The sequence below is a fragment of the Vibrio sp. 2CM40D genome, assembly GCF_023161825.1.
Taxonomy (GTDB): Bacteria; Pseudomonadota; Gammaproteobacteria; order Enterobacterales; family Vibrionaceae; genus Vibrio; species Vibrio alginolyticus.
In genome coordinates, this window is record NZ_JALNTL010000004.1 from 425699 (window position 1) to 445999 (window position 20301).

Annotated in this window: 16 protein-coding genes; 8 read left to right on the top strand and 8 right to left on the bottom strand. The window is 45.8% G+C overall.

Annotated elements, in window-relative coordinates; all coding sequences use genetic code 11:
* The first annotated feature begins 33 nt into the window (after positions 1 to 33).
* The 4 genes from MTF70_RS11570 to MTF70_RS11585 all read left to right on the top strand — a co-directional run bounded on the left by MTF70_RS11570 (position 34) and on the right by MTF70_RS11585 (position 4271).
* Positions 34 to 948 (top strand): dihydrodipicolinate synthase family protein, encoded by a 915-nt coding sequence (locus MTF70_RS11570; protein WP_005377851.1) that lies wholly within the window; start codon positions 34 to 36, stop codon positions 946 to 948.
* Between the two features lie 73 nt (positions 949 to 1021).
* Entirely contained in the window at positions 1022 to 2143 is a 1122-nt protein-coding gene (locus tag MTF70_RS11575; protein WP_054866064.1) for an ABC transporter ATP-binding protein, read from the top strand.
* A complete protein-coding gene (locus MTF70_RS11580) occupies positions 2140 to 3420 on the top strand; it encodes an ABC transporter permease (protein ID WP_170890588.1) in 1281 nt (426 codons plus the stop codon). Before MTF70_RS11575 ends, MTF70_RS11580 begins: the two co-directional genes overlap by 4 nt.
* Before the next feature lie 2 nt (positions 3421 to 3422).
* Positions 3423 to 4271, top strand: a complete 849-nt coding sequence (locus MTF70_RS11585) for an ABC transporter permease (RefSeq protein WP_017633959.1) — start codon at positions 3423 to 3425, stop codon at positions 4269 to 4271.
* Between the two features lie 120 nt (positions 4272 to 4391).
* Here the strand turns inward: MTF70_RS11585 and MTF70_RS11590 are convergent, their stop codons facing one another.
* Entirely contained in the window at positions 4392 to 4826 is a 435-nt protein-coding gene (locus tag MTF70_RS11590; RefSeq protein ID WP_017633960.1) for a hypothetical protein, read from the bottom strand.
* A 302-nt stretch (positions 4827 to 5128) separates the two neighbouring features.
* On the opposite strand from MTF70_RS11590, the gene MTF70_RS11595 reads away from it, so the two are divergent.
* On the top strand, positions 5129 to 7573 hold the full coding sequence (locus MTF70_RS11595; RefSeq protein WP_205460922.1) for a collagenase: 2445 nt from the start codon (positions 5129 to 5131) through the stop codon (positions 7571 to 7573).
* Between the two features lie 160 nt (positions 7574 to 7733).
* Here MTF70_RS11595 and MTF70_RS11600 read toward each other — a convergent pair whose 3' ends face one another.
* The 7 genes from MTF70_RS11600 to MTF70_RS11630 all read right to left on the bottom strand — a co-directional run bounded on the left by MTF70_RS11600 (position 7734) and on the right by MTF70_RS11630 (position 16514).
* Positions 7734 to 9530 carry an aminopeptidase P family protein gene (locus MTF70_RS11600; protein WP_054866066.1) on the bottom strand — a complete coding sequence of 599 codons (1797 nt, stop codon included), beginning with the start codon at positions 9528 to 9530 and terminating at the stop codon, positions 7734 to 7736.
* On the bottom strand, positions 9530 to 10522 hold the full coding sequence (locus MTF70_RS11605; protein ID WP_158173840.1) for an oligopeptide/dipeptide ABC transporter ATP-binding protein: 993 nt from the start codon (positions 10520 to 10522) through the stop codon (positions 9530 to 9532). The genes MTF70_RS11600 and MTF70_RS11605 overlap by 1 nt, the downstream gene beginning before the upstream one ends.
* Positions 10523 to 10531: 9 nt before the next feature.
* Positions 10532 to 11515, bottom strand: coding sequence for an oligopeptide/dipeptide ABC transporter ATP-binding protein (locus MTF70_RS11610; protein ID WP_186584312.1), 984 nt, complete (start codon positions 11513 to 11515; stop codon positions 10532 to 10534).
* 10 nt (positions 11516 to 11525) lie between these two features.
* Entirely contained in the window at positions 11526 to 12458 is a 933-nt protein-coding gene (locus MTF70_RS11615) for an ABC transporter permease subunit (protein ID WP_005377839.1), read from the bottom strand.
* A 9-nt stretch (positions 12459 to 12467) separates the two neighbouring features.
* Positions 12468 to 13388, bottom strand: a complete 921-nt coding sequence (gene oppB, locus MTF70_RS11620; RefSeq protein ID WP_005377838.1) for an oligopeptide ABC transporter permease OppB — start codon at positions 13386 to 13388, stop codon at positions 12468 to 12470.
* 144 nt (positions 13389 to 13532) lie between these two features.
* The gene (locus MTF70_RS11625; protein WP_025766747.1) at positions 13533 to 15143 is read right to left on the bottom strand and encodes a peptide ABC transporter substrate-binding protein; all 1611 of its coding nucleotides are present in this window, start codon (positions 15141 to 15143) and stop codon (positions 13533 to 13535) included.
* Between the two features lie 264 nt (positions 15144 to 15407).
* On the bottom strand, positions 15408 to 16514 hold the full coding sequence (locus MTF70_RS11630) for a M20/M25/M40 family metallo-hydrolase (RefSeq protein WP_025766746.1): 1107 nt from the start codon (positions 16512 to 16514) through the stop codon (positions 15408 to 15410).
* A 538-nt stretch (positions 16515 to 17052) separates the two neighbouring features.
* Between MTF70_RS11630 and hppD the strand changes: the two genes are divergently transcribed.
* Genes hppD through MTF70_RS11645 form a run of 3 tightly spaced genes read left to right on the top strand, consistent with a single transcriptional unit; the run spans position 17053 to position 20296 of the window.
* Positions 17053 to 18126 (top strand): 4-hydroxyphenylpyruvate dioxygenase, encoded by a 1074-nt coding sequence (hppD, locus tag MTF70_RS11635; protein WP_005377835.1) that lies wholly within the window; start codon positions 17053 to 17055, stop codon positions 18124 to 18126.
* Positions 18119 to 19249, top strand: a complete 1131-nt coding sequence (locus tag MTF70_RS11640) for a homogentisate 1,2-dioxygenase (RefSeq protein WP_186584309.1) — start codon at positions 18119 to 18121, stop codon at positions 19247 to 19249. The genes hppD and MTF70_RS11640 overlap by 8 nt, the downstream gene beginning before the upstream one ends.
* Before the next feature lie 9 nt (positions 19250 to 19258).
* Entirely contained in the window at positions 19259 to 20296 is a 1038-nt protein-coding gene (locus tag MTF70_RS11645) for a fumarylacetoacetate hydrolase family protein (RefSeq protein ID WP_054574089.1), read from the top strand.
* Positions 20297 to 20301: the final 5 nt, after the last annotated feature.

A 20301-nucleotide genomic window follows, 5' to 3' on the forward strand; every position in this document is an offset into this window, starting at 1 on the left:
TTGCATACAATATACATATAAGGAAAGTAGTTCATGAAAATTGATTGGAAAGGTGTTTATCCGGCGGTCAGTACGCAATTTCGTCAAGATCAGTCAATCGACTTAGACGCAACGCAAACTGTTATAGATAACCAAATTAAAGATGGTGTGAATGGCATTATCTGCTTGGGTACTGTCGGTGAGAACTGTGCGTTGTACCCGGAGGAGAAACGCCAGGTCTTGCAAGCGGCAAAAGAAGTCGTAAATGGCCGTGTGCCTTTGATTGCTGGTACAGCAGAGTCTATTACCACAGCAGCTGTTGATTACATGCAGGATGCGTACAAAATTGGTATCGATGGTTGTATGGTGATGCCTGCCATGGTTTACCGCACGTCTGAGAGCGAAACGTTCGAATATTACCGCACGCTAGCGGAAGCAACGCCAGAAATGCCAATCATGATTTACAACAACCCGGTTGCTTATGGTGTCGATGTAAACCTCGACATCATGGCGAAACTGGCTGAGTTTGAAAGTATTGTAGCTATCAAAGAGTCGACCACTGATACTCGTCGTATCACCGAGCTTTACAATAAATTTGATGACCGCTTTACCGTGTTCAGTGGTGTTGATGACATCGCTCTTGAATCATTGATGCTAGGTGCGACCGGCTGGATTTCTGGTTTAACCAACGCATTCCCAGAAGAGTCCGTTGCGATTTATAAACTGGCAAGCCAAGGTCGTTATGCTGAAGCGTTAGAGATCTACCGTTGGTTCTTACCCCTATTGCGTTTAGACACCATTCCTACGCTGGTTCAGTGCATAAAATTGGCCGAGCAAGTCTGCGGACGTGGCTCTGAACAAGTTCGTGCGCCACGCCAACTCTTACAAGGTGAAGAGCGTCAACAAGTCATTCAAATGGTTGAACATGCGTTAGAAACCCGCTTAGACCTATCCAAATACAATCTGTAATTGTGCTGTTTAGTAGAGCGTTAACTGACGCTCTACTCATTCGTAATATTCAAAAAATGAGAAGAGGGAAGTCATGAGCACGGAAAACAAGGACTATGTCAGCTTTCAACACGTTAAGAAAACCTACGATGGCACGAATTTGGTGGTGAAAGACTTCAACTTAGATATTGCTCCTGGAGAGTTCGTTACTATGTTGGGGCCGTCAGGATCGGGCAAGACCACTTGCTTGATGATGCTAGCAGGCTTTGAAACTGCGACCGGTGGAGACATTTATATCGATGGCGTTCCTGTCAATCATCTCGCGCCGCACAAGCGCGATATTGGTATGGTGTTTCAAAACTATGCGTTGTTTCCACATATGACCATTGCTGAGAATCTTGCGTTTCCTTTAAAGGTGCGAAAACTCGACAGTGACACGATTCAAAGCAAAGTTCAGAGTGTATTAGAAATGGTCGAGCTTGAGCATGTTGCGACTCGATACCCGAAGCAGTTATCAGGTGGTCAACAACAGCGTGTTGCGTTAGCGCGAGCATTAGTGTTTGAGCCTAAACTCGTTTTGATGGATGAACCACTAGGCGCGTTAGATAAGCAGCTGCGTGAGCAAATGCAGATGGAAATTAAACATTTGCATGAAAAGCTTGGCATTACCATTTTGTATGTGACGCACGATCAAGACGAAGCTCTCACTATGTCCGACCGTATTGCGGTTTTTAATCACGGCGAAGTGCAACAACTCGCGACACCAACCGAGCTTTATGAATCTCCGAGTAATACGTTTGTTGCGCAGTTTATCGGAGAAAACAACCAACTCTCAGGTTTAGTCAAAGAGTGGGACGGAAAGTATTGCCAAGTGCTCGTTGGGAAAGAGTTATTTACTGCGAAACCTGTCAGAGTCTCTGAGCAAGGGCAGAGAACAACACTTTCCATTCGACCAGAAAAGATTGTTATTCAACCAGAGAAAGCGTCTTGTGAGAACCAAGTCTCGGGCGTCCTACGAGAATTGATTTATCACGGTGATCATTATCGTCTGGTCGTCGAAGTAGAGAGCGTTGGTCACTTCATCGTTAAAGTACCTAACGATAATCGTAAACACTTGCAGTTAACGCCTGGCTCAATTTGTCGTATTGGTTGGCAAAGTGACGATTGCCATGCTCTTGATGGGACACAAACTCAAAGTAGCGAGGTAGCAGCATGAGTCGAGAGCTAACCGCATTAGATTCTGTATTGGAAATCGAACGCCAAGTTCATGAGCAAGAAACCAATTTGAAAGCGCAGTTGCAAAAGGCCGAGCGCCGAAAAAAGCTTCGCTCCATTATGCTCACAACGCCATTGGTGTGTTTTATTCTGCTTACGTTTGCTTTTCCTATCCTCGACATGCTTTATCGAAGCGTGGATAACCGAGAAATATCCCTGTCACTCCCACAAACTATTCAAGCTTTAGAAAGTTGGGATTATCAAGGTCAGCCTCATCAAGAAGTCATTGAGGCATTCTCTGTTGAGGTACTTGCGCTTTATCAAAGCAAAGAGCTACCGAAAATAGCCAACCGGATGAATATTGAAGAGTCTGGTATGCGCAGTTTACTCATGAAAACCGGCAGAAAGTTGTCTCGGTTGACGTCGCTGCCGATCTCGGTGACACAGTTGGCTAAGCTGGATAAGCGTTGGGCTAATCCTAAATATTGGGCGGCGTTTAAGAATCTTAGTGGCGCATTAACATTCAGTCATTATCTTGCTGTGCTAGACTTGCAAGTGAATGAGTTTGGAGACATTGAGCCCCAACCAGAAAAACGCCAAATATACGTCGACCTTTTCTTTAAAACTTTTTGGATGTCTATTTCAATCACCTTAATTTGTTTGGTGATGGCGTACCCCGTTGCTTACCTGCTTGCCAATTTACCTGATAAGCGCGCGAACTTACTTTTAATTATTGTGCTGCTGCCATTTTGGACATCATTGTTAGTCAGAACCACGTCTTGGATTGTTCTGCTGCAAAACCAAGGGGTCATTAATGATCTCCTTATTTGGTCGGGTTTTACTTCTGAGCGAATTCAGATGATTCACAATACCTTCGGAACGGTGGTGTCTATGGTGCACATTCTGTTGCCTTTTATGATCCTGCCTCTGTATAGCGTAATGAAAGGAATTAGCCCAACTTATTTCCGTGCCGCTCGTTCTCTAGGCGCGACGCCTTTCATTGCGTTCATCAAAGTTTATATGCCGCTTACGTTACCGGGGATAGGTGCGGGGGCCTTGCTTACTTTCATTCTTTCTATTGGCTTCTACATTACGCCCGCTTTGGTTGGTGGAAGAAGCGGACAGATGATATCCAATATGATTGCCTATCATATGCAGACATCACTGAACTGGGGGATGGCTGGCGCATTGGGTGGACTGCTTTTGTTCGTTGTACTGGTTCTGTTTTATATATTCAACCGTGTGGTTGGCATGAATAACCTTAAGGTAGGAGGATAACCATGGCATTACCAAACTATGCATCAAAAGTAGAGCGAGTCGCTTACGCAGGCTACTTAGTTTTTTGTGGGTTGGTGCTGTGCTTTTTAATCGCTCCAATTCTGACCATCATCCCGTTATCGTTTAATGCAACGCCTTACTTTACTTTTACCGAGGGGATGTTAAACCTTGACTCGGCAGCGTATTCTACTCGCTGGTATCAAGAAATGTTTACTAGTGATCAGTGGCTGTTGGCGCTGAAAAACAGCACGTTTATTGCTTTTATGGCGACACTCGTTGCAACAGGGCTAGGAACTCTGGCGGCGTTGGGTTTAGCAAGTAGTAACTTGCCTTTTCGCAATACGATTATGGCGCTGTTGATCTCACCCATGATCGTACCAGTCATTATCTCTGCTGCTGCGATGTACTTTTTCTACACGCGCCTTGGCTTGTCACAAACTTATCTAGGCGTCATTTTGGCACACGCTGCTTTAGGTACGCCTTTTGTCGTCATTACCGTTACTGCGACGTTAAGCGGCTTTGACCATAGCTTGGTAAAAGCGGCGGCTAGCTTAGGAGCAAACCCTGTTTATACTTTCAGACACATTACCTTTCCTCTGATTCGTCCGGGGATGATTTCTGGCGGCTTGTTTGCTTTTGGCACTTCGTTCGACGAGGTTGTGGTGGCGTTATTCCTGACTGGGGCAGAACAAAAAACCGTTCCTAGGCAGATGTGGTCAGGAATTCGAGAGCAAATCAGTCCGACTATATTGGCGGTCGCTACGTTGCTGATTTTTATGTCGGTGTGTTTGCTCGTGACTTTAGAAGTTCTACGTAGGCGTAATGTACGCATTCGAGGCATTCAAGAATAGCCAAACTTTTTCTTTGTTGCTCACTATGCACTTTTGTTTAGGGGCACCTCAATTTTTGACCAACTGCGCCTCATTGTAGGCGCTTGTCTTTTGTGTTTATCATCAGCGATGACTGACATATCACTCTGGTAGCTTAATGCCAGCTTGCTCGAAACGTGCCAAAGGCGACTTGTTTGATCGCTGATACCAACTAGCTGGCATGTTTGATTTAAGTCGCGCTTTTTCTTCCTTGCTAATCACAACATAATGCAAAAACGTATCAAGTGTGGTTCCCATCACGTCGAATGTCATTTCCCCATCTTTGCTGATGGCTTTCAATAACCCAGCGACGGTTTCCTCAGAAACTAACGGTTCAACCACCGCGTTTTTTCGCTCTTTTATTGACGTTGAAGCGGGCAGGTTTGCACGTGCCGTCTCCCAGCAAACTTTGTTGGTTTTACTGATAAGGTTGTGCTTGTAGCAGTAGTAACTGAATAAAAAGCGTGGCAGGTTTTGCCAGCGTTCGGCTTGGACTTCTAACCAAAGGTGTTGTAGCTCAATATCAGCGTCGGTCATAGGAGTTGTTTAGCAAAAAGAAAAGAAACCATTTTATAGCTTTTGTGAGGAGCAATAAAAGATATTTGAATGGAAAGATAAACAACTAGTTGATCAATATTACTAAAGCAAATCGATTTCTGGCAAGCCCGTGCAACGGCAACTCGAGTACCAAAAACTGATACCGCCACATCTAGTTGTTAACAAAATGTTTCTTCTTGTCTTGCGAGTAGATTATATGGAGATGCTCTTGCAGTAATAAGGGCAGTGGCGATGCAAAAGACGTAATGCATCTAAGGAAAACTCAATATAGAAGAAATTAGATGGAACTGAAGACTTTGAGTGTCGCGATTGCGACAACATTAACCAGCACTGGCGTATTTGCGTTAAGCGAGCCAGTTTCTCAAGTTACAGAGCAACATGCACATTCGGCTCATACACACGGTGTTGAATCCAATCGAGTTGAATACCAACCAACCGCAACTCTCCCTATTCAGCCCTCCAAGGCAACTCGAGTACAGTCACTTGAAAGCCTTGATGAGTCGAGCACTGCTTGTGATTTGGAAGCATTGGTTACCGAAAGCAGTAACCAATTGATCGGCGAAATTTTAAGTCAGGGCGCGACGTGTGTGAACCAGCTATTCTCTGCTGAAAGTCGGATTCAAGAGTCGGTATTTAGCTCCGATCATATGTACAACATTGCGAAGCGTACTACGACATTGGCGAAGGGGTATATAGGTGGCGGGAGCGATGAACTAGAAACGTTGTTCTTATACTTACGCGCAGGTTATTACGCCGAGTTTTACAATGACAACATCTCATTTATTGAATGGGTCACACCAGCGGTGAAAGAATCAGTGGATGCGTTTGTTAACAACGCAAATTTCTACGAGAACAGCGACCGTCACGGCAAAGTGCTTAGTGAAGTCATCATCACTATGGATAGTGCGGGCTTGCAGCACGCGTACTTACCGCAAGTGACTCAGTGGCTTACACGTTGGAATGATCAATACGCCCAGCACTGGTATATGCGCAATGCGGTTAATGGTGTTTTCACTATTTTGTTTGGTGGGCAGTGGAACGAGCAATTTGTGCAAGTAGTTGGTAACCAAACAGACCTTGCCAAAGCTTTAGGCGATTTTGCTCTGAGGGCGTCATCAATCGGTGCTGAAGATGAGTTTATGGCCGCGAATGCGGGGCGAGAGCTCGGGCGTCTGACCAAATATACGGGTAACGCGAGTTCTATTGTGAAGAGTCAGCTGAGTCGAATCTTTGAACAGTATGAAATGTATGGTCGGGGTGACGCGGTTTGGCTTGCGGCGGCGGACACCGCCTCATATTACGCAGATTGTAGTGAGTTCGGAATTTGTAATTTCGAAACTGAGCTAAAAGGCTTGGTGCTATCGCAAACTTATACCTGTAGTCCGACAATTCGAATATTGTCCCAGAATATGATGCAAGAGCAACACGCGGCCGCATGTTCTAAAATGGGTTACGAAGAGGGTTACTTTCATCAGTCTTTAGAAACGGGTGAACAGCCAGTAAAAGATGACCACAACACTCAGCTCCAAGTCAATATCTTCGATTCAAGCACTGATTATGGTAAGTACGCAGGGCCAATTTTCGATATTAGTACTGACAATGGCGGTATGTACTTGGAGGGCGACCCTTCCCAGCCGGGGAATATTCCCAACTTTATTGCTTATGAAGCCTCTTATGCGAACGCGGATCACTTTGTCTGGAACCTAGAGCACGAATACGTGCATTACTTAGATGGTCGATTTGATCTCTATGGAGGGTTTAGTCATCCAACTGAAAAAATAGTGTGGTGGAGTGAAGGCATTGCAGAGTATGTCGCTCAAGAAAATGACAACCAAGCAGCACTTGAGACGATTCTAGACGGTTCGACATATACCTTAAGTGAGATTTTCGAGACTACTTATGATGGGTTTGATGTCGATCGAATTTATCGTTGGGGGTACTTAGCTGTACGTTTTATGTTTGAAAATCATAAAGATGACGTAAACCAAATGCTGGTGGAAACACGCCAAGGGAATTGGAGCAATTACAAGGCCACGATCACCCAATGGGCGAATTTATATCAAAGTGAGTTTGAGCAGTGGCAGCAAGCCCTTGTCTCAAATGGTGCACCTAATGCAGTCATAACCGCAAACAACAAGGGGAAAGTCGGTGAAAGCATTACATTTAGCAGTGAAAACAGTACAGACCCAAACGGGAAGATCGTCAGCGTCTTATGGGACTTCGGTGATGGCTCGACAAGTACACAAACCAAGCCGACGCACCAATATGGGAGTGAAGGGGAGTATTCGGTCAGTCTAAGTGTGACAGACAGTGAAGGCTTGACGGCAACCGCCACTCATAGTGTTGTTATCTCAACGTTGGGCGGTAATGACACATTGCCACAAGACTGCGCGGTGCAAAGTAAAGTAAGCGGTGGGCGCCTAACAACAGGAGAGCCCGTTTGCTTGGCAAATCAACAAACCATTTGGCTAAGCGTGCCAGCGGTGAATGAGAGCTCAAATCTGGCGATAACGACGGGGAATGGTACGGGCAACCTAAAGCTTGAATACAGTAACTCTGGTTGGCCGGATGATACTAATCTTCACGGGTGGTCAGATAATATTGGTAATGGAGAGTGTATTCCGTTGTCAAATCAGAGTAACTACTGGGGCTACGTTAAAGTCTCTGGTGACTTTGAGAATGCCGCCATCGTCGTTGATTTTGATGCTCAGAAGTGTCGTCAGTAGGGCATTTTAACTGCATCATTTTAATTTAATTGATCGCCTCGCTAACATTGCGGGGCGTTTTTGTTTTTCACGCCGTTATCTCTATAAAAAAAACAGCCCGAAGGCTGGCAAACAAGGAGTTTGAGATGAAAATGAAAACGTTATAAAACTTGCTGATATCCTATTTCTCAATAAGTTGGGTTGTGCGTTGAAGCCAGTTTTTATCTTGCGAATCAAGAAAAGGGCTAAGCGCTTGATAGACTCGTGAATGGTAATGATTGAGCCAGTCTAGCTCTGCTTGATCTAGCATTGATAAATCAAGGGCGTTGGTCGCAATTGGAGCAAGAGTGATGGTATCAAAACCGTAGAACGTGCCGAACTCATTTTGTTCTACTTCTACAACTTTAAGAATGTTCTCTATTCTTACCCCGTACTCACCTTCGCGATAAACGCCTGGTTCATTAGTAATGACCATACCCGGTTTTAGCTCAACCTCATGGTGGCTTTGCGAGAAATTTTGTGGGCCTTCGTGAACATTCAAGCAAATGCCTACGCCGTGTCCAGTGCCGCACTTGTAATCAATACCATGTTGCCATAAGACGCCACGCGCCATGATATCAAGATTGGCACCCGTAGAGCCTTTCATGAATCGAGTCTGAGTCAGTCGGATGACCGCTTTGAGCACCAAGGTATAATCTTTGCGCTGCTTAATGGTCGGTGACCCGAAGTGGAAAGTACGGGTGATGTCTGTTGTCCCGCCAAGGTATTGGCCACCAGAATCGACGAGAAAGAAGTTGCTTTCATTGACTGCCGCATTGCTTTCTTCATCGGCGGCATAATGCATTTTTGCCCCGTGAGCTGCGAAGCCTGCGATAGTGCGGAAACTGTCACTCACATAATGTCGGGTTTGACGGCGATAGTGATTCAGTTGTGCCTCAGCAGACAATTCTGTAACGAGTCCGCTTGGAACTTGCTCTTCGAGCCAGTTCATAAACCTTACGATTGCCACACCATCATCTGTTAATGCCTGTTCTAGGCTAGTTAGCTCGGTCGCATTTTTTATGGCCTTCATTGCCGTTACAGGGCAAGCCATTGGCTTTAGATTCACATTCCCTTCAATCGAACTCACCAATAAGCTGTCTGTGTGGGTCGGGTTAAAAGCGAGCGATAATCCCTCACATTGCTGATTCAAATACTGACTTACGTAGTTGTAATGGCGAATGTGTACACTCTGCTCGGTCAGCGCTCTTTCAACGTCTTGAGGCAGTTTGGCTTTATCAATAAACAGTGTCGCAAGTGATTGCTCTACGACTAGATAGGCTTCAGAAACTGGGCAGTAATTCGTATCACCACCTCGAATATTCATTGTCCACATGACATCATCTAGCGTTGACACTAATAAGCTATCTACTTGGTTCTCGGTTAACCAAGAACGGATTCTCGCTAACTTATTTTCAGTGTCAACGCCAGCAAAAGCGGTGGGGTGCTCGAATACGGGTGCACTTGGGCGAGGTGGTCTTTCAAGCCAAATTGGTGTGAGTAAATCCAGGTCGAGAATGATCTTAATGTTTTTCGCTTCAAAGGCTTGTTTGAGGCCTTGATAAAAAGCGTAACTGATGGCGCGCCCGTCAACCGCGACAATACTGTTTTCTGGTAGCGTGGTAGCCAGCCATTTGGCAATTGTCGGTGTTTCTGGTTGTTTGGCTTTAAACAGTTCAAGTCCTGTGCCGTGTAACTGTTCTTCAGCTTGAATATAGTAACGACCATCAGTCCACAGGCCACCACCTTGTTGGGTAATGACGACATCGCCTGCAGAACCGGTAAAACCTGAAATCCAGCTTCGCGCTAACCAATGATCCGCTGAGTATTCACTGTTATGTGGGTCATTGTTGGTCACGATATATGCAGACACGTTGTGAAAGGACATTGCCTCACGCAATAACGTAAGGCGTTGGTTTACTGAGTTAGTATTGTTCATTAAATGGTTCCTAAAGTCATATTTGAGCAATAGATATGATGCTGCTCCGAGCCTGTTTTTATTGGGTTCTGTTGCCCGCATACTTCTGTTGCTTCTGGGCATCGAGTACGAAAAACGCAACCGCTCGGTGGATTAAGTGGAGAAGGAAGGTCGCCGGGCAATAGTTGTATTTCACGGTCACGTGCTAATTGCGGATTAGCTATCGGGACAGCAGATAACAGTGCTTTGGTGTAGGGGTGTTGTGCATCATCAAATACTTGATCGTAACGTCCTACTTCCATAGGTTTACCAAGATACATCACCATAACGCGGTCGCTGATATGGCGCACCACGCTTAAGTCATGCGCAATCATCACCAGTGTTAACCCCATTTCTTGTTTAAGATCATCTAGAAGATTGATGACCTGAGCTTGTATGGAGACATCTAGTGCACTAACGGGTTCATCACACACGACCAAATCTGGATTGAGAATTAACGCTCTAGCAATGCCCACACGCTGGCATTGACCTCCGGAAAATTCATGTGGATAGCGGTTTCGCTGGCTCGCCAAGAGACCCACTTTATCCATCATAGCGATGACACGCTTTTCTACCTCAGCCCGTTTAAGTTGCGGCTCATGGGTGAGCAGTGGTTCGGCGATGCATTCTGAGATGGTTAACCTCGGATTCAAACAAGCGGATGGGTCTTGAAACACCATCTGAAATTCTCTACGTCGAGAGGAAAGCTCTTTCTTACTAAACCCGAGCATGTCTTGACCTTTCCAAGTCAACTCGCCATGTGTAGGTTCAATTAAGCGAAGTAAGGCGCGTGCAAGTGTTGATTTTCCGCAGCCTGATTCCCCCACAATGCCAAGTGTCTCACCTCGGTAAACATCTAAGTCGATACCATTGACCGCTTTCACGATTTTACGTCGACTTGGAATAAGGTGACGCGACACAGGAAAGTGGACGTTTAAATCACGAGCAGACATGAGGACTTCTTTTTTATTCATAACGCCTCCTTAAGCTTTTATTTGAATAGGAGTGATAACACTGGGTGCGTTAACGTGACAGGCAATGGACTGGCTCGTGTTTAATGGAGAAAACCGTGGGGTTTCGTATTGGCAACGCGTCTCTCGATGCTCGCACCGCTCTCTAAACGGACACCCTTGATGGTTAATCAACGCACTTGGTGGGTTACCTGGGATGGTTGGTAAACGTGGCATATCTTCAGTGATAGAAGGAATAGCCTTTAGCAGGCCTTGAGTGTAGGGGTGCGCAGGTTGAGCGAACAATGTCTCGGTATCTGATTGCTCCATTTTTTGACCACCATACATGACCAATACGCGATCACACATCTCGGCGACGACGCCCATATCGTGAGTGATCAGTAAAATTGCGGTGTTGAACTCTTGTTGTAAGTCTCGTAATAGCGTCAAAATTTGAGCTTGAACGGTTACATCTAATGCGGTGGTTGGTTCGTCTGCAATTAACAACTCGGGCTTACACAACAACGCCATCGCTATCATGATTCGCTGACGCATTCCGCCAGATAATTCGTGAGGGTATTGATTCATCCGAGTTTCGGGAGAGGGAATACGCACCGCATCCAACATGTGAATCGATTCCATTTTTGCTTGTTTTCGGCTCATTCCTTTATGAATCATGAGAACTTCACAAAGCTGCTTGCCAATTTTCATGAATGGATTAAGTGACGTCATCGGATCTTGAAAGATCATTCCGATTTTCTCTGCACGGATGCGGTTGAGCTGCTTTTTCGACATCGCGAGTAAATCATCACCGTGGAACATTGCGCTTCCAGACACGGCGCCGTTGTCCGCGGTTAACCCCATTAATGAGAAAACAGATTGGCTTTTTCCCGAACCTGATTCCCCAACAATCCCAAGAGTTTCGCCCGCTTTAATCGAGTAGGAGAGATTACTGACCGCTTGCACTTGCCCATCTGGCGTATCGAAGCGCACGTTCATGTTTTCAATAGATAGCATGGGTTTGTCCTTATCGGTCTTTCGGGTCAAGAGCATCACGTAAGCCATCGCCGATGAAGTTAAAACAAAAGAGGGTGGCAACTAAAAACAGAGATGGAAAAAGCAGCATCCATAATGCAACGTCAATCGTTTTTGCGCCTTCGGAAATTAGGATTCCCCAGCTCGTGTCTGGTGGTTGAACACCAAGCCCTAAGAAGCTCAAAAACGATTCGAACATAATGAATCCTGGTACCATTAAGGAGGAATAAACCATCACGATTCCAAGCACATTAGGCAGAACATGGCGTCGGACAATTGTCAATTTAGAAACCCCAATAGAGTGTGCGGCTTCGATGAACTCTCTCTTTTTTAGACCGAAGGTGACACCACGTACAACACGGGCAATGCCCAGCCAAGATACCATTCCGATCACGATAAAAATCAGGTAGATGTTGTTGCCAAAAAGGGTAACAAACAGGATAACCATAAACATAAATGGCACCGAATCGAGCACCTCAATAATGCGCATCATTACGCTATCGACAACGCCGCCAAGATAGCCGGAAATACTTCCCCAAATCGTACCAATAACAACGGCGACTAAGGCGCCAACAAAACCTACCAAAATAGAGAGCCTGCCACCTTGCATCGTGCGAGCGAAAACATCTTGCCCGAGATCATCGGTACCAAAGTAATGGCCACTGCTCAGTGAAGGTTTCCCTAGCTCGTATGGATCGATGAGTACTTCCCAGTCAATTTCATCATGGCCAAAAGCGGCAAGAGAGGGGCCGAAAGTGATGCATAAGGTAATGAACGCCAAAACATACACTGATGTCATCGCGGCTCTGTTTTTACGAAATCGAGTCCATGCATCCTGCCAAAGACTGCGACCTTCGACGGCTTCAATATTGTCGACGACTTGATCTTGAAGAGCTTGTGTATCCAGTTTTTTGATCGTTAACATGCCGGACTCCTAAACGCGTATACGAGGGTCGATAATCGTATATAGCAAGTCGACCACAAGGTTAAAGAAGATAGTGAGTGAAGCGACAATCAGAGTAATGCCCATTACTAGGCCGTAGTCGCGGTTGAGAGCACCAGACACAAAGTGTTGTCCCATGCCACCTGTACCAAAGAAAATGTCGATAATTACCGAGCCTGTCACGACAGACACAAACGCAGGGCCGAGCATCGCAACGACGGGAATCAGGGATGGTCGCAAAGCGTGATGGAATAAAATGTAGGTTGTGGACAAACCTTTGGCTTTTGCCGTTCGAATGTATGGTTGGTTGAGCGTTTCAATCATTGCGCCACGCATGACGCGTGCAATACTCGCAATGGAGCCAATCGCTAGGCTGAGCACGGGAAGAACAAGAAAAGCCAGCTTTCCTCCTTCCCAACCACCAGCAGGGAACCAGCCGAGCTGAATAGCGAAGATCATGACTAAAACTGGAGCAAGCACGAAAGCCGGAACCACAACTCCAGTCATCGAAAGTGTCATCAGGCCGTAATCTAGGCGGCTATTTCGGTTCAATGCCGCAATGGTGCCAAGCAACATGCCAAGTGGAACGGAAATACAAAAGGAGAGTACGCCTAATACTGCTGAAACTGGCCATGATTGTGCGACGAGCTGTGTAACACTGAAGTCTTGATAAACGAAGCTCGGACCGAGATCTCCTTGTATGAAATTACCAATGTAAATCCAAAACTGAGTAAGGAAGGGCTGGTCCAAATGGAATTTTGCTTCGATATTCGCACGTACCACCTCTGGCATAGGCCGTTCCATATCAAATGGCCCCCCTGGTGCAATGTGCATCAGCCAAAATGATACGAGTGCGATGAATAGAAGCGTGGGGATAGCGATAGCTAATCGCTTAACAATGTACCAAATCATGATCCATCATCCTTTGGTCATCCGAAATCACTTCGAACGGTTATGAATAAAAAATGGTCTGAGCTCAGGTTGCCTTCTCCACCGAGAGATATGAGGAACGGCAAGTAAACATTGAACTTGCCGACTCAGACCGAAAACATGCTTTTAGTGGGCTTTTACATAGACATTCTTGCGGTAGTACGACGACTCAGGGTTTGTCAGTTCGTAGCCGCCCACGTAAGGCTTGATGAGGTATTGATCGTTACCCGGACGATAAATAGGAATAAGGGCCATGTCTTCAATCAGCATGCTTTCTGCTTGTAGATACAGTTCTGATGGGTTGCTCATGGTCTTTGAGCGAGCCATTAACTCGTCGTATTGCGGGTTGTTATATCGAGAATCGTTGTACTCGCCACTAGAAACGAAGATATCCAACCATGTAGAGGCTTCATTGTAGTCGGCCGTCCAGCCGCCGCGAGTAACGTCGGTCGGCTCTTTAAGTGCGTAGAACACTTTCGGTTCTAGCTGTTTTATCGTGACTTGCGCACCCAATCGGCTTTTCCACATGCCTGCCATGGTGGTTGCCATTTTTACGTCCATCGAGAAAGTTGGTACGGTAAACGTTAACTTAAGCGGATTGCTTTTATCGTATCCAGCTTCTGACAGTAATTGCCGCGCTTTTTCGATACGTTTATGGCGGTTCCAAGTTGCGAACTCAGGAGTGTGAGATTTAAAACCATCTGTTTGAGGTGGCACAAGGGTATACATTGGAACCCCACCGTTTCTCAAAATAGCACTCGTTAACAGTTGACGGTCAATGGCATATGAGAGGGCTTTACGAACTCGCACGTCTTTTGTTGGCCCTTGTTGAGTGTTGAGGTAATAGAATGTGGAGCCAAGAGACGCACTGGTGCTTGCCACTTCTTGCGGGCGTTGTTGAATTAACTTTTTCTTCTGAGCGGCAGGAATGGAAACCGCTTGGTCTATCTCACCAGCTAGGTAGCGGTTTAGCACTACGTTTGCATCACCAATTGGTAGCCAGGTGACTTTTTCCAGCACTACATTGCTTGCGTCCCAATAATGTGGATTTTTAACCATCACCAGTTTTTCGTTAACTTTCCATTCAGAGACAGTAAACGCACCATTTGTAACGATATGTTCTGGCTGGGTCCAACGGTTGCCATGTTTTTCAATGGTCGCTTTATGAACGGGGGCAAGCACTGGATGACTTAATAGTTTCGTAAAGAAGGGAATAGGCTCTTCGAGTGTTACCTGGAACGTTTTTTCATCCAGCGCCTTCACGCCCAAAGACTCGGGTGCGGCGTCGCCTTTCATAATGGCTTGCGAGTTTTCGATATTTGGAATGGCCGCAAACCAAGCGTACGGTGAAGCAGTGCTTGGATTCAGTAAGCGTTGCCAGCTGTAGACAAAATCTTGTGCAGTGACCGTTTCGCCATTTGACCATTTTGCATCACGTAAGTGGAAGGTATAAACCGTATTGTTGTCATTGACTGACCAAGACTCAGCAACACCAGGAATGGTTTTACCTTGCTTATCTTGAATGACCAGACCTTCAAACAGGTCTCGACCAAGATTAAAAGCGGGCTCTGCGGCTTGCTTGGCTGGGTCAATAGAAGTAACTTCAGCCCCATTGTTTAGCGTAATTTCTTGTGTCTCATCGAGGGTCACACCTGCGGGATACGGCGCGGCATAGCTTGATGTTGCCAGTATTGGACTCATCATCGACGTTAATAAAAGCAACTTAGGTAATTTCATCCTTGTCTCACTCTTTTCATCCTGAAAGATGCCAAAAATGTATATTGTATAAATTGTCTACACAATCGAGTTTTAACATTACTGTAACAGGGTGTCGGGTGTTGAGCTGTCTGGTCTCAAAAAGTGAGCTAGGGGAATTTCTTTGAAGATCTGATATCAAGTCGGCATGACGGGAAGTAATTTTGCTTCGATACAAATTAAAATCCCCTTCAAGCACAGGCTAGAAGGGGAAGATAGTCAGTCTGCTCTTCAAAAGGCACGACGTTAACTGACTAGGAAATGTTTCACGAACTCAGTGATTTTGACCATATCACTTACCGCGATAAACTCTTCTGTCGTGTGTACTTTTGCCATGCCAGTTGAAAGGTTGACCGTTGTGAGACCTTTCTTGTTAAAGTTGTTGGCATCGCTACCGCCGCCAGTGCCTTTTGTGAAGGCGTCAATGCCCAACTCTGAAAACGCTGCTTTTATAGCGTTTACGTGTGGGTGGTTTTCTTCAATAACAAAAGCGTCGTAGGCTCGGCTAGATTCAATTTCGACTTCTGCACCGTGTTTTTTACAGACAGACTCTAATGTTGAGATCATATGATTGACCTGAGCATCTAGTTTATCGCCATTCAGGGAGCGTGCTTCTGCCACGATTTTTAATTCGGGCATAACAATGTTTGTGGCCTGACCGCCGTTAACCATACCGATGTTGGCTGTCGTTTCTTCGTCGATTCGAAGCAGCTTCATTTGGTTGATGGCATCTGCCGCCACCATGATCGCACTGATGCCTTCTTCTGGCGCAAGCCCTGCGTGTGCTGGTCGACCTTTGATTTTTGCCATGATCTTTTGCTGGCCTGGGGCTGCGGTCACAATGGTGCCAATAGGGCCACCCGTATCTAACACGATTGCTTCCGTTGAAGTGACGTGTGACATATCGAAGTATTGTGAACCGAATAAACCGCCTTCTTCATACACGGTGAAAGCAAGTTCTAACGTTTTGTGCTCACGGTTTTCCGCTTGAATACAACGAACGGCTTCCATGATGGCAGCAATACCAGATTTATCATCGCCACCAAGAATCGTATTGCCTTTTGAACGGATAACGCCGTCTTCGATGAGTGGCTCAATGCCAATACCTGGAGTGACCGTATCCATATGACAGCTCATTAGAATAGAGCCGTCTTTTTTGCCGTCTAAACGGGCGTACACGTTAAAACCGTTAGAAATGTGCTCAGGTACTGGAAGTTTGCGTACGGTAAAGCCTAGCTCGCCTAGCTGTTCTGCCAGTGTTTCTGCAATTTGTTTTTCGTTTTTTGATTCGCTGTCGATACGTACTAGTTGGCAAAAGTGTTCAACTAAGCGTTCTTGATTGATGTGTGTCATTAGATGTCTCTTTTTCTGATCGAGCGTGAAGCCTTGTGGCTCGGCTCGATAGGGAACAGAGCACCACTTATGGCACAGTTACTTTTGAATAAAACTGAGGTGAATCAATAAAGGGGTATCCATGACACGATTCTGACCGATGAGCCTTTCGAACTGTATGAAGCGTCACGAAATATTACTTTTGATGTTTTGCAGGATCAAATGAATAAATCGGATAGAGATAGGGTGCAATAGACTTTCCATCCCCTTTTGCTTTTTGAGCTACGTTGCCAAGATAAAATGCCAAAGTAACAACTTGTTTACATTTTATGTGGTGGCGTAAAGCCGAAAATATCAATCTAATATATTGAAAATAAGCAGTTTGTTTGATGTTTACGAAAGTGGGTTCGACGTGCTCTCTGTGTGTAACATATATTTTACAATTATGCGTAAAAATCGCCAAGATAAAGATTTCTCCCCACGTATTCCAATTTCTCAAGACCTGCGCCAAGTTAGAAAAATAAGTCCAAACAAAAGCTACTGAGACAAGGAGAAAGTCATGGTTGATGCATATAACCCACTAGGAACAGACGGATTTGAGTTTGTTGAATATACCGCTGCTGACAACAAAGGCATTCAACAGCTTAAAGATCTGTTTATATCGTTAGGTTTTGCGGAGATTGCAAAGCATCGCTCAAAAGAAGCGTGGTTATATCGACAAGGTGACATTAGCTTTATTGTGAATGCGCAGCCGCATAGCCAAGCTGAGGGATTCGCCAAAGTTCACGGTCCGTCGGTTTGTGGCATGGCATTTCGTGTGAAAGACGCCACCGTTGCTCTGGCGCATGCGTTAGAGAATGGCGGTAAAGAATATAAAACGGAAATTGGGCCGATGGAGCTTAGCATTCCTGCTATTTATGGCATCGGTGAAAGCTTGCTTTATTTTGTCGATCGTTATGGAAAGCAGAGCATTTATGATGTCGATTTTCGTTTTTATGATGATGCTGATGAGCGTTTATCAAAAGCGAATGTTGGTCTTTACGAAATCGACCACTTAACGCACAACGTTAAGCAAGGCAACATGGATGTCTGGTCAGGTTTCTATGAGCGCATTGGTAACTTCCGCGAAATTCGTTATTTCGATATCGAAGGTAAGCTGACTGGTCTTGTCAGCCGTGCGATGACCGCACCTTGCGGCAAAATCCGAATTCCTATCAATGAGTCGTCAGATGATAAATCACAGATTGAAGAGTTTATCCGTGAATACAATGGCGAAGGTATTCAACACATCGCATTGACCACTGACGACATCTACGAAACGGTCAAAACCTTGCGTGAGCGAGGCATGGACTTTATGCCAACACCAGATACTTATTACGAGAAAGTCGATCAGCGTGTTGAAGGCCACGGCGAAGATGTAAGCAAGCTTCGTGATTTGCAGATTCTTATTGATGGTGCGCCAACGAAAGATGGCATCTTGCTACAAATCTTTACTCAAACCGTTATCGGCCCTGTGTTCTTCGAAATCATCCAACGTAAAGGCAATGAAGGCTTTGGCGAGGGTAACTTCAAAGCGTTGTTTGAATCGATAGAAGAAGACCAAATTCGCCGAGGAGTATTGAGCGATGCATAAATGGATCACATTCCCTCATCGGGAGGGAGTGTGCTCTAAACAAGCACATGCTGACTTCCCGGAAGAGGCAATTTATGAACGTGAGGCAGGTCGAAGTGGCTTCTTCGGCCCCGCAACACATTTTCATCATCAACATGCCCCAACGGGGTGGTCTGAGTGGGAGGGCGAGCTACGTCCACGAGCGTTTGATTTTAATCTAGTCGAAAAAGCCAGCCATATTACCCCTTGGGCAGTTCCGCATCTATTACACAACGCGAATTGTAAAGTTCGTGTTTGGCGTATGGATGAAAAAATGGACTTCTTGGTGAGAAATGCAGATGGCGACGAACTGCTATTCATCCACCAAGGTACGGCAGATCTCTACTGTGATTATGGTCATTTGAAAGTGAGCGAAGGGGATTATGTCATGATCCCGCGCTCAACGAGCTGGCGTTTAGAACCAAGCGAGCCGATGTTCATTCTGATGATTGAAAACACCGATGCGGCTTATACATTGCCCGAAAAAGGCATGGTTGGAAACCACGCGGTGTTTGATCCGGCGGTTTTAGAAACGCCGTCGATCAACGATCAGTTCCGTGCTCAATATTCTGAGAATCAAACACAGGTTCAGGTGAAACGCTACGATAAAGTCAGTGTTATCACTTACCCATTCAACCCGCTGGATGCGATTGGGTGGCATGGTGATTTGGCGGTAGTAAAAGTGAACTGGCGTGATATTCGTCCACTTATGTCACATCGTTACCATTTACCGCCTTCTGCACATACTACATTTGTAGGAGCAGGATTTGTGGTGTGTACCTTCGTTCCTCGTCCAATTGAAAGTGATCCTGGAGCGCTCAAAGTACCGTTCTACCACAACAATGACGATTATGACGAAGTCTTGTTCTACCATGCAGGTGATTTTTTCAGCCGTGACAACATTGAAGCAGGCATGGTGACATTCCATCCAGCAGGATTTACGCATGGTCCTCACCCGAAAGCATTCAAAGCAGGGCGAGAGCATAAGAAGACTTTCACCGACGAAGTTGCGGTCATGATTGATACGCGTCACGCACTTCAGTTTTCGGATGAGCTGGAAAAAGTAGAAAACAAAGAATACGTCTATAGCTGGCAAGAGAAGTAAGAGGCAAGGATGAAATTAGCAACCAAGAAAAATGGCACTCGTGACGGTTTGTTGATGGTCGTGAGCAAAGACTTAACGCGCTGCGTACCAGCGACAGAAATTTTCCACCCCATGAACTTAGCACCGACGATGCAGGTGGCACTTGATAACTGGGATACGCTAGCACCGCAACTGGAAGAGCTATACGTTGCACTGAACAATGGCACGGTTGCAGGGTATGAAGAGTTTGAAGCGCACTACTGCGAGTCGCCGCTTCCTCGCGCTTATCAGTGGGCTGATGGCAGTGCTTACGTAAACCACGTTGAGTTGGTTCGAAAAGCTCGCGGCGCTGAAATGCCAGAGAGTTTTTGGACGGATCCGTTGATGTACCAAGGAGGCTCTGATGCCTTTATTGGTCCTTGTGACAACATCGAGTTTGCGAGTGATGAATGGGGTATTGATTTCGAAGGTGAAGTGGCTGTGGTAACAGGTGACGTACCAATGGGCGCGAGTGTTGCAGAGGCTCAGGAGTCGATTCGTTTGATCATGCTGGTGAATGATGTCTCACTGCGTGGGCTAATTCCCGCAGAATTAGCTAAAGGGTTTGGTTTTTTCCAATCTAAACCTTCTTCTGCGTTTTCTCCTGTGGCAGTAACACCAGACGAACTAGGCGATGCGTGGTACGAAAACAAAGTGCATTTACCATTGCTCTCGACCTACAACCACAAGCCGTTTGGTCGCCCAAATGCGGGTATCGATATGACGTTTGATTTCGCAGACTTAATTGTTCATGCGACTAAAACGCGCCCGCTATCTGCTGGGGCAATTATAGGTTCTGGCACGGTATCTAATAAGCAAGGCACCGAACATGGCACTTCGATTGAGGAGGGTGGTGTTGGTTATTCATGTATCGCGGAAGTTCGCATGATTGAAACCATTCGTGATGGTAAGCCGTCGACTAACTTTATGTCGTTTGGAGATTCAATCAGATTGGAAATGTTCGATGCGGATGGCAACAACATATTCGGTTCGATTGACCAACAAGTTAGCCAATATCTCAAGCACTAATAGTG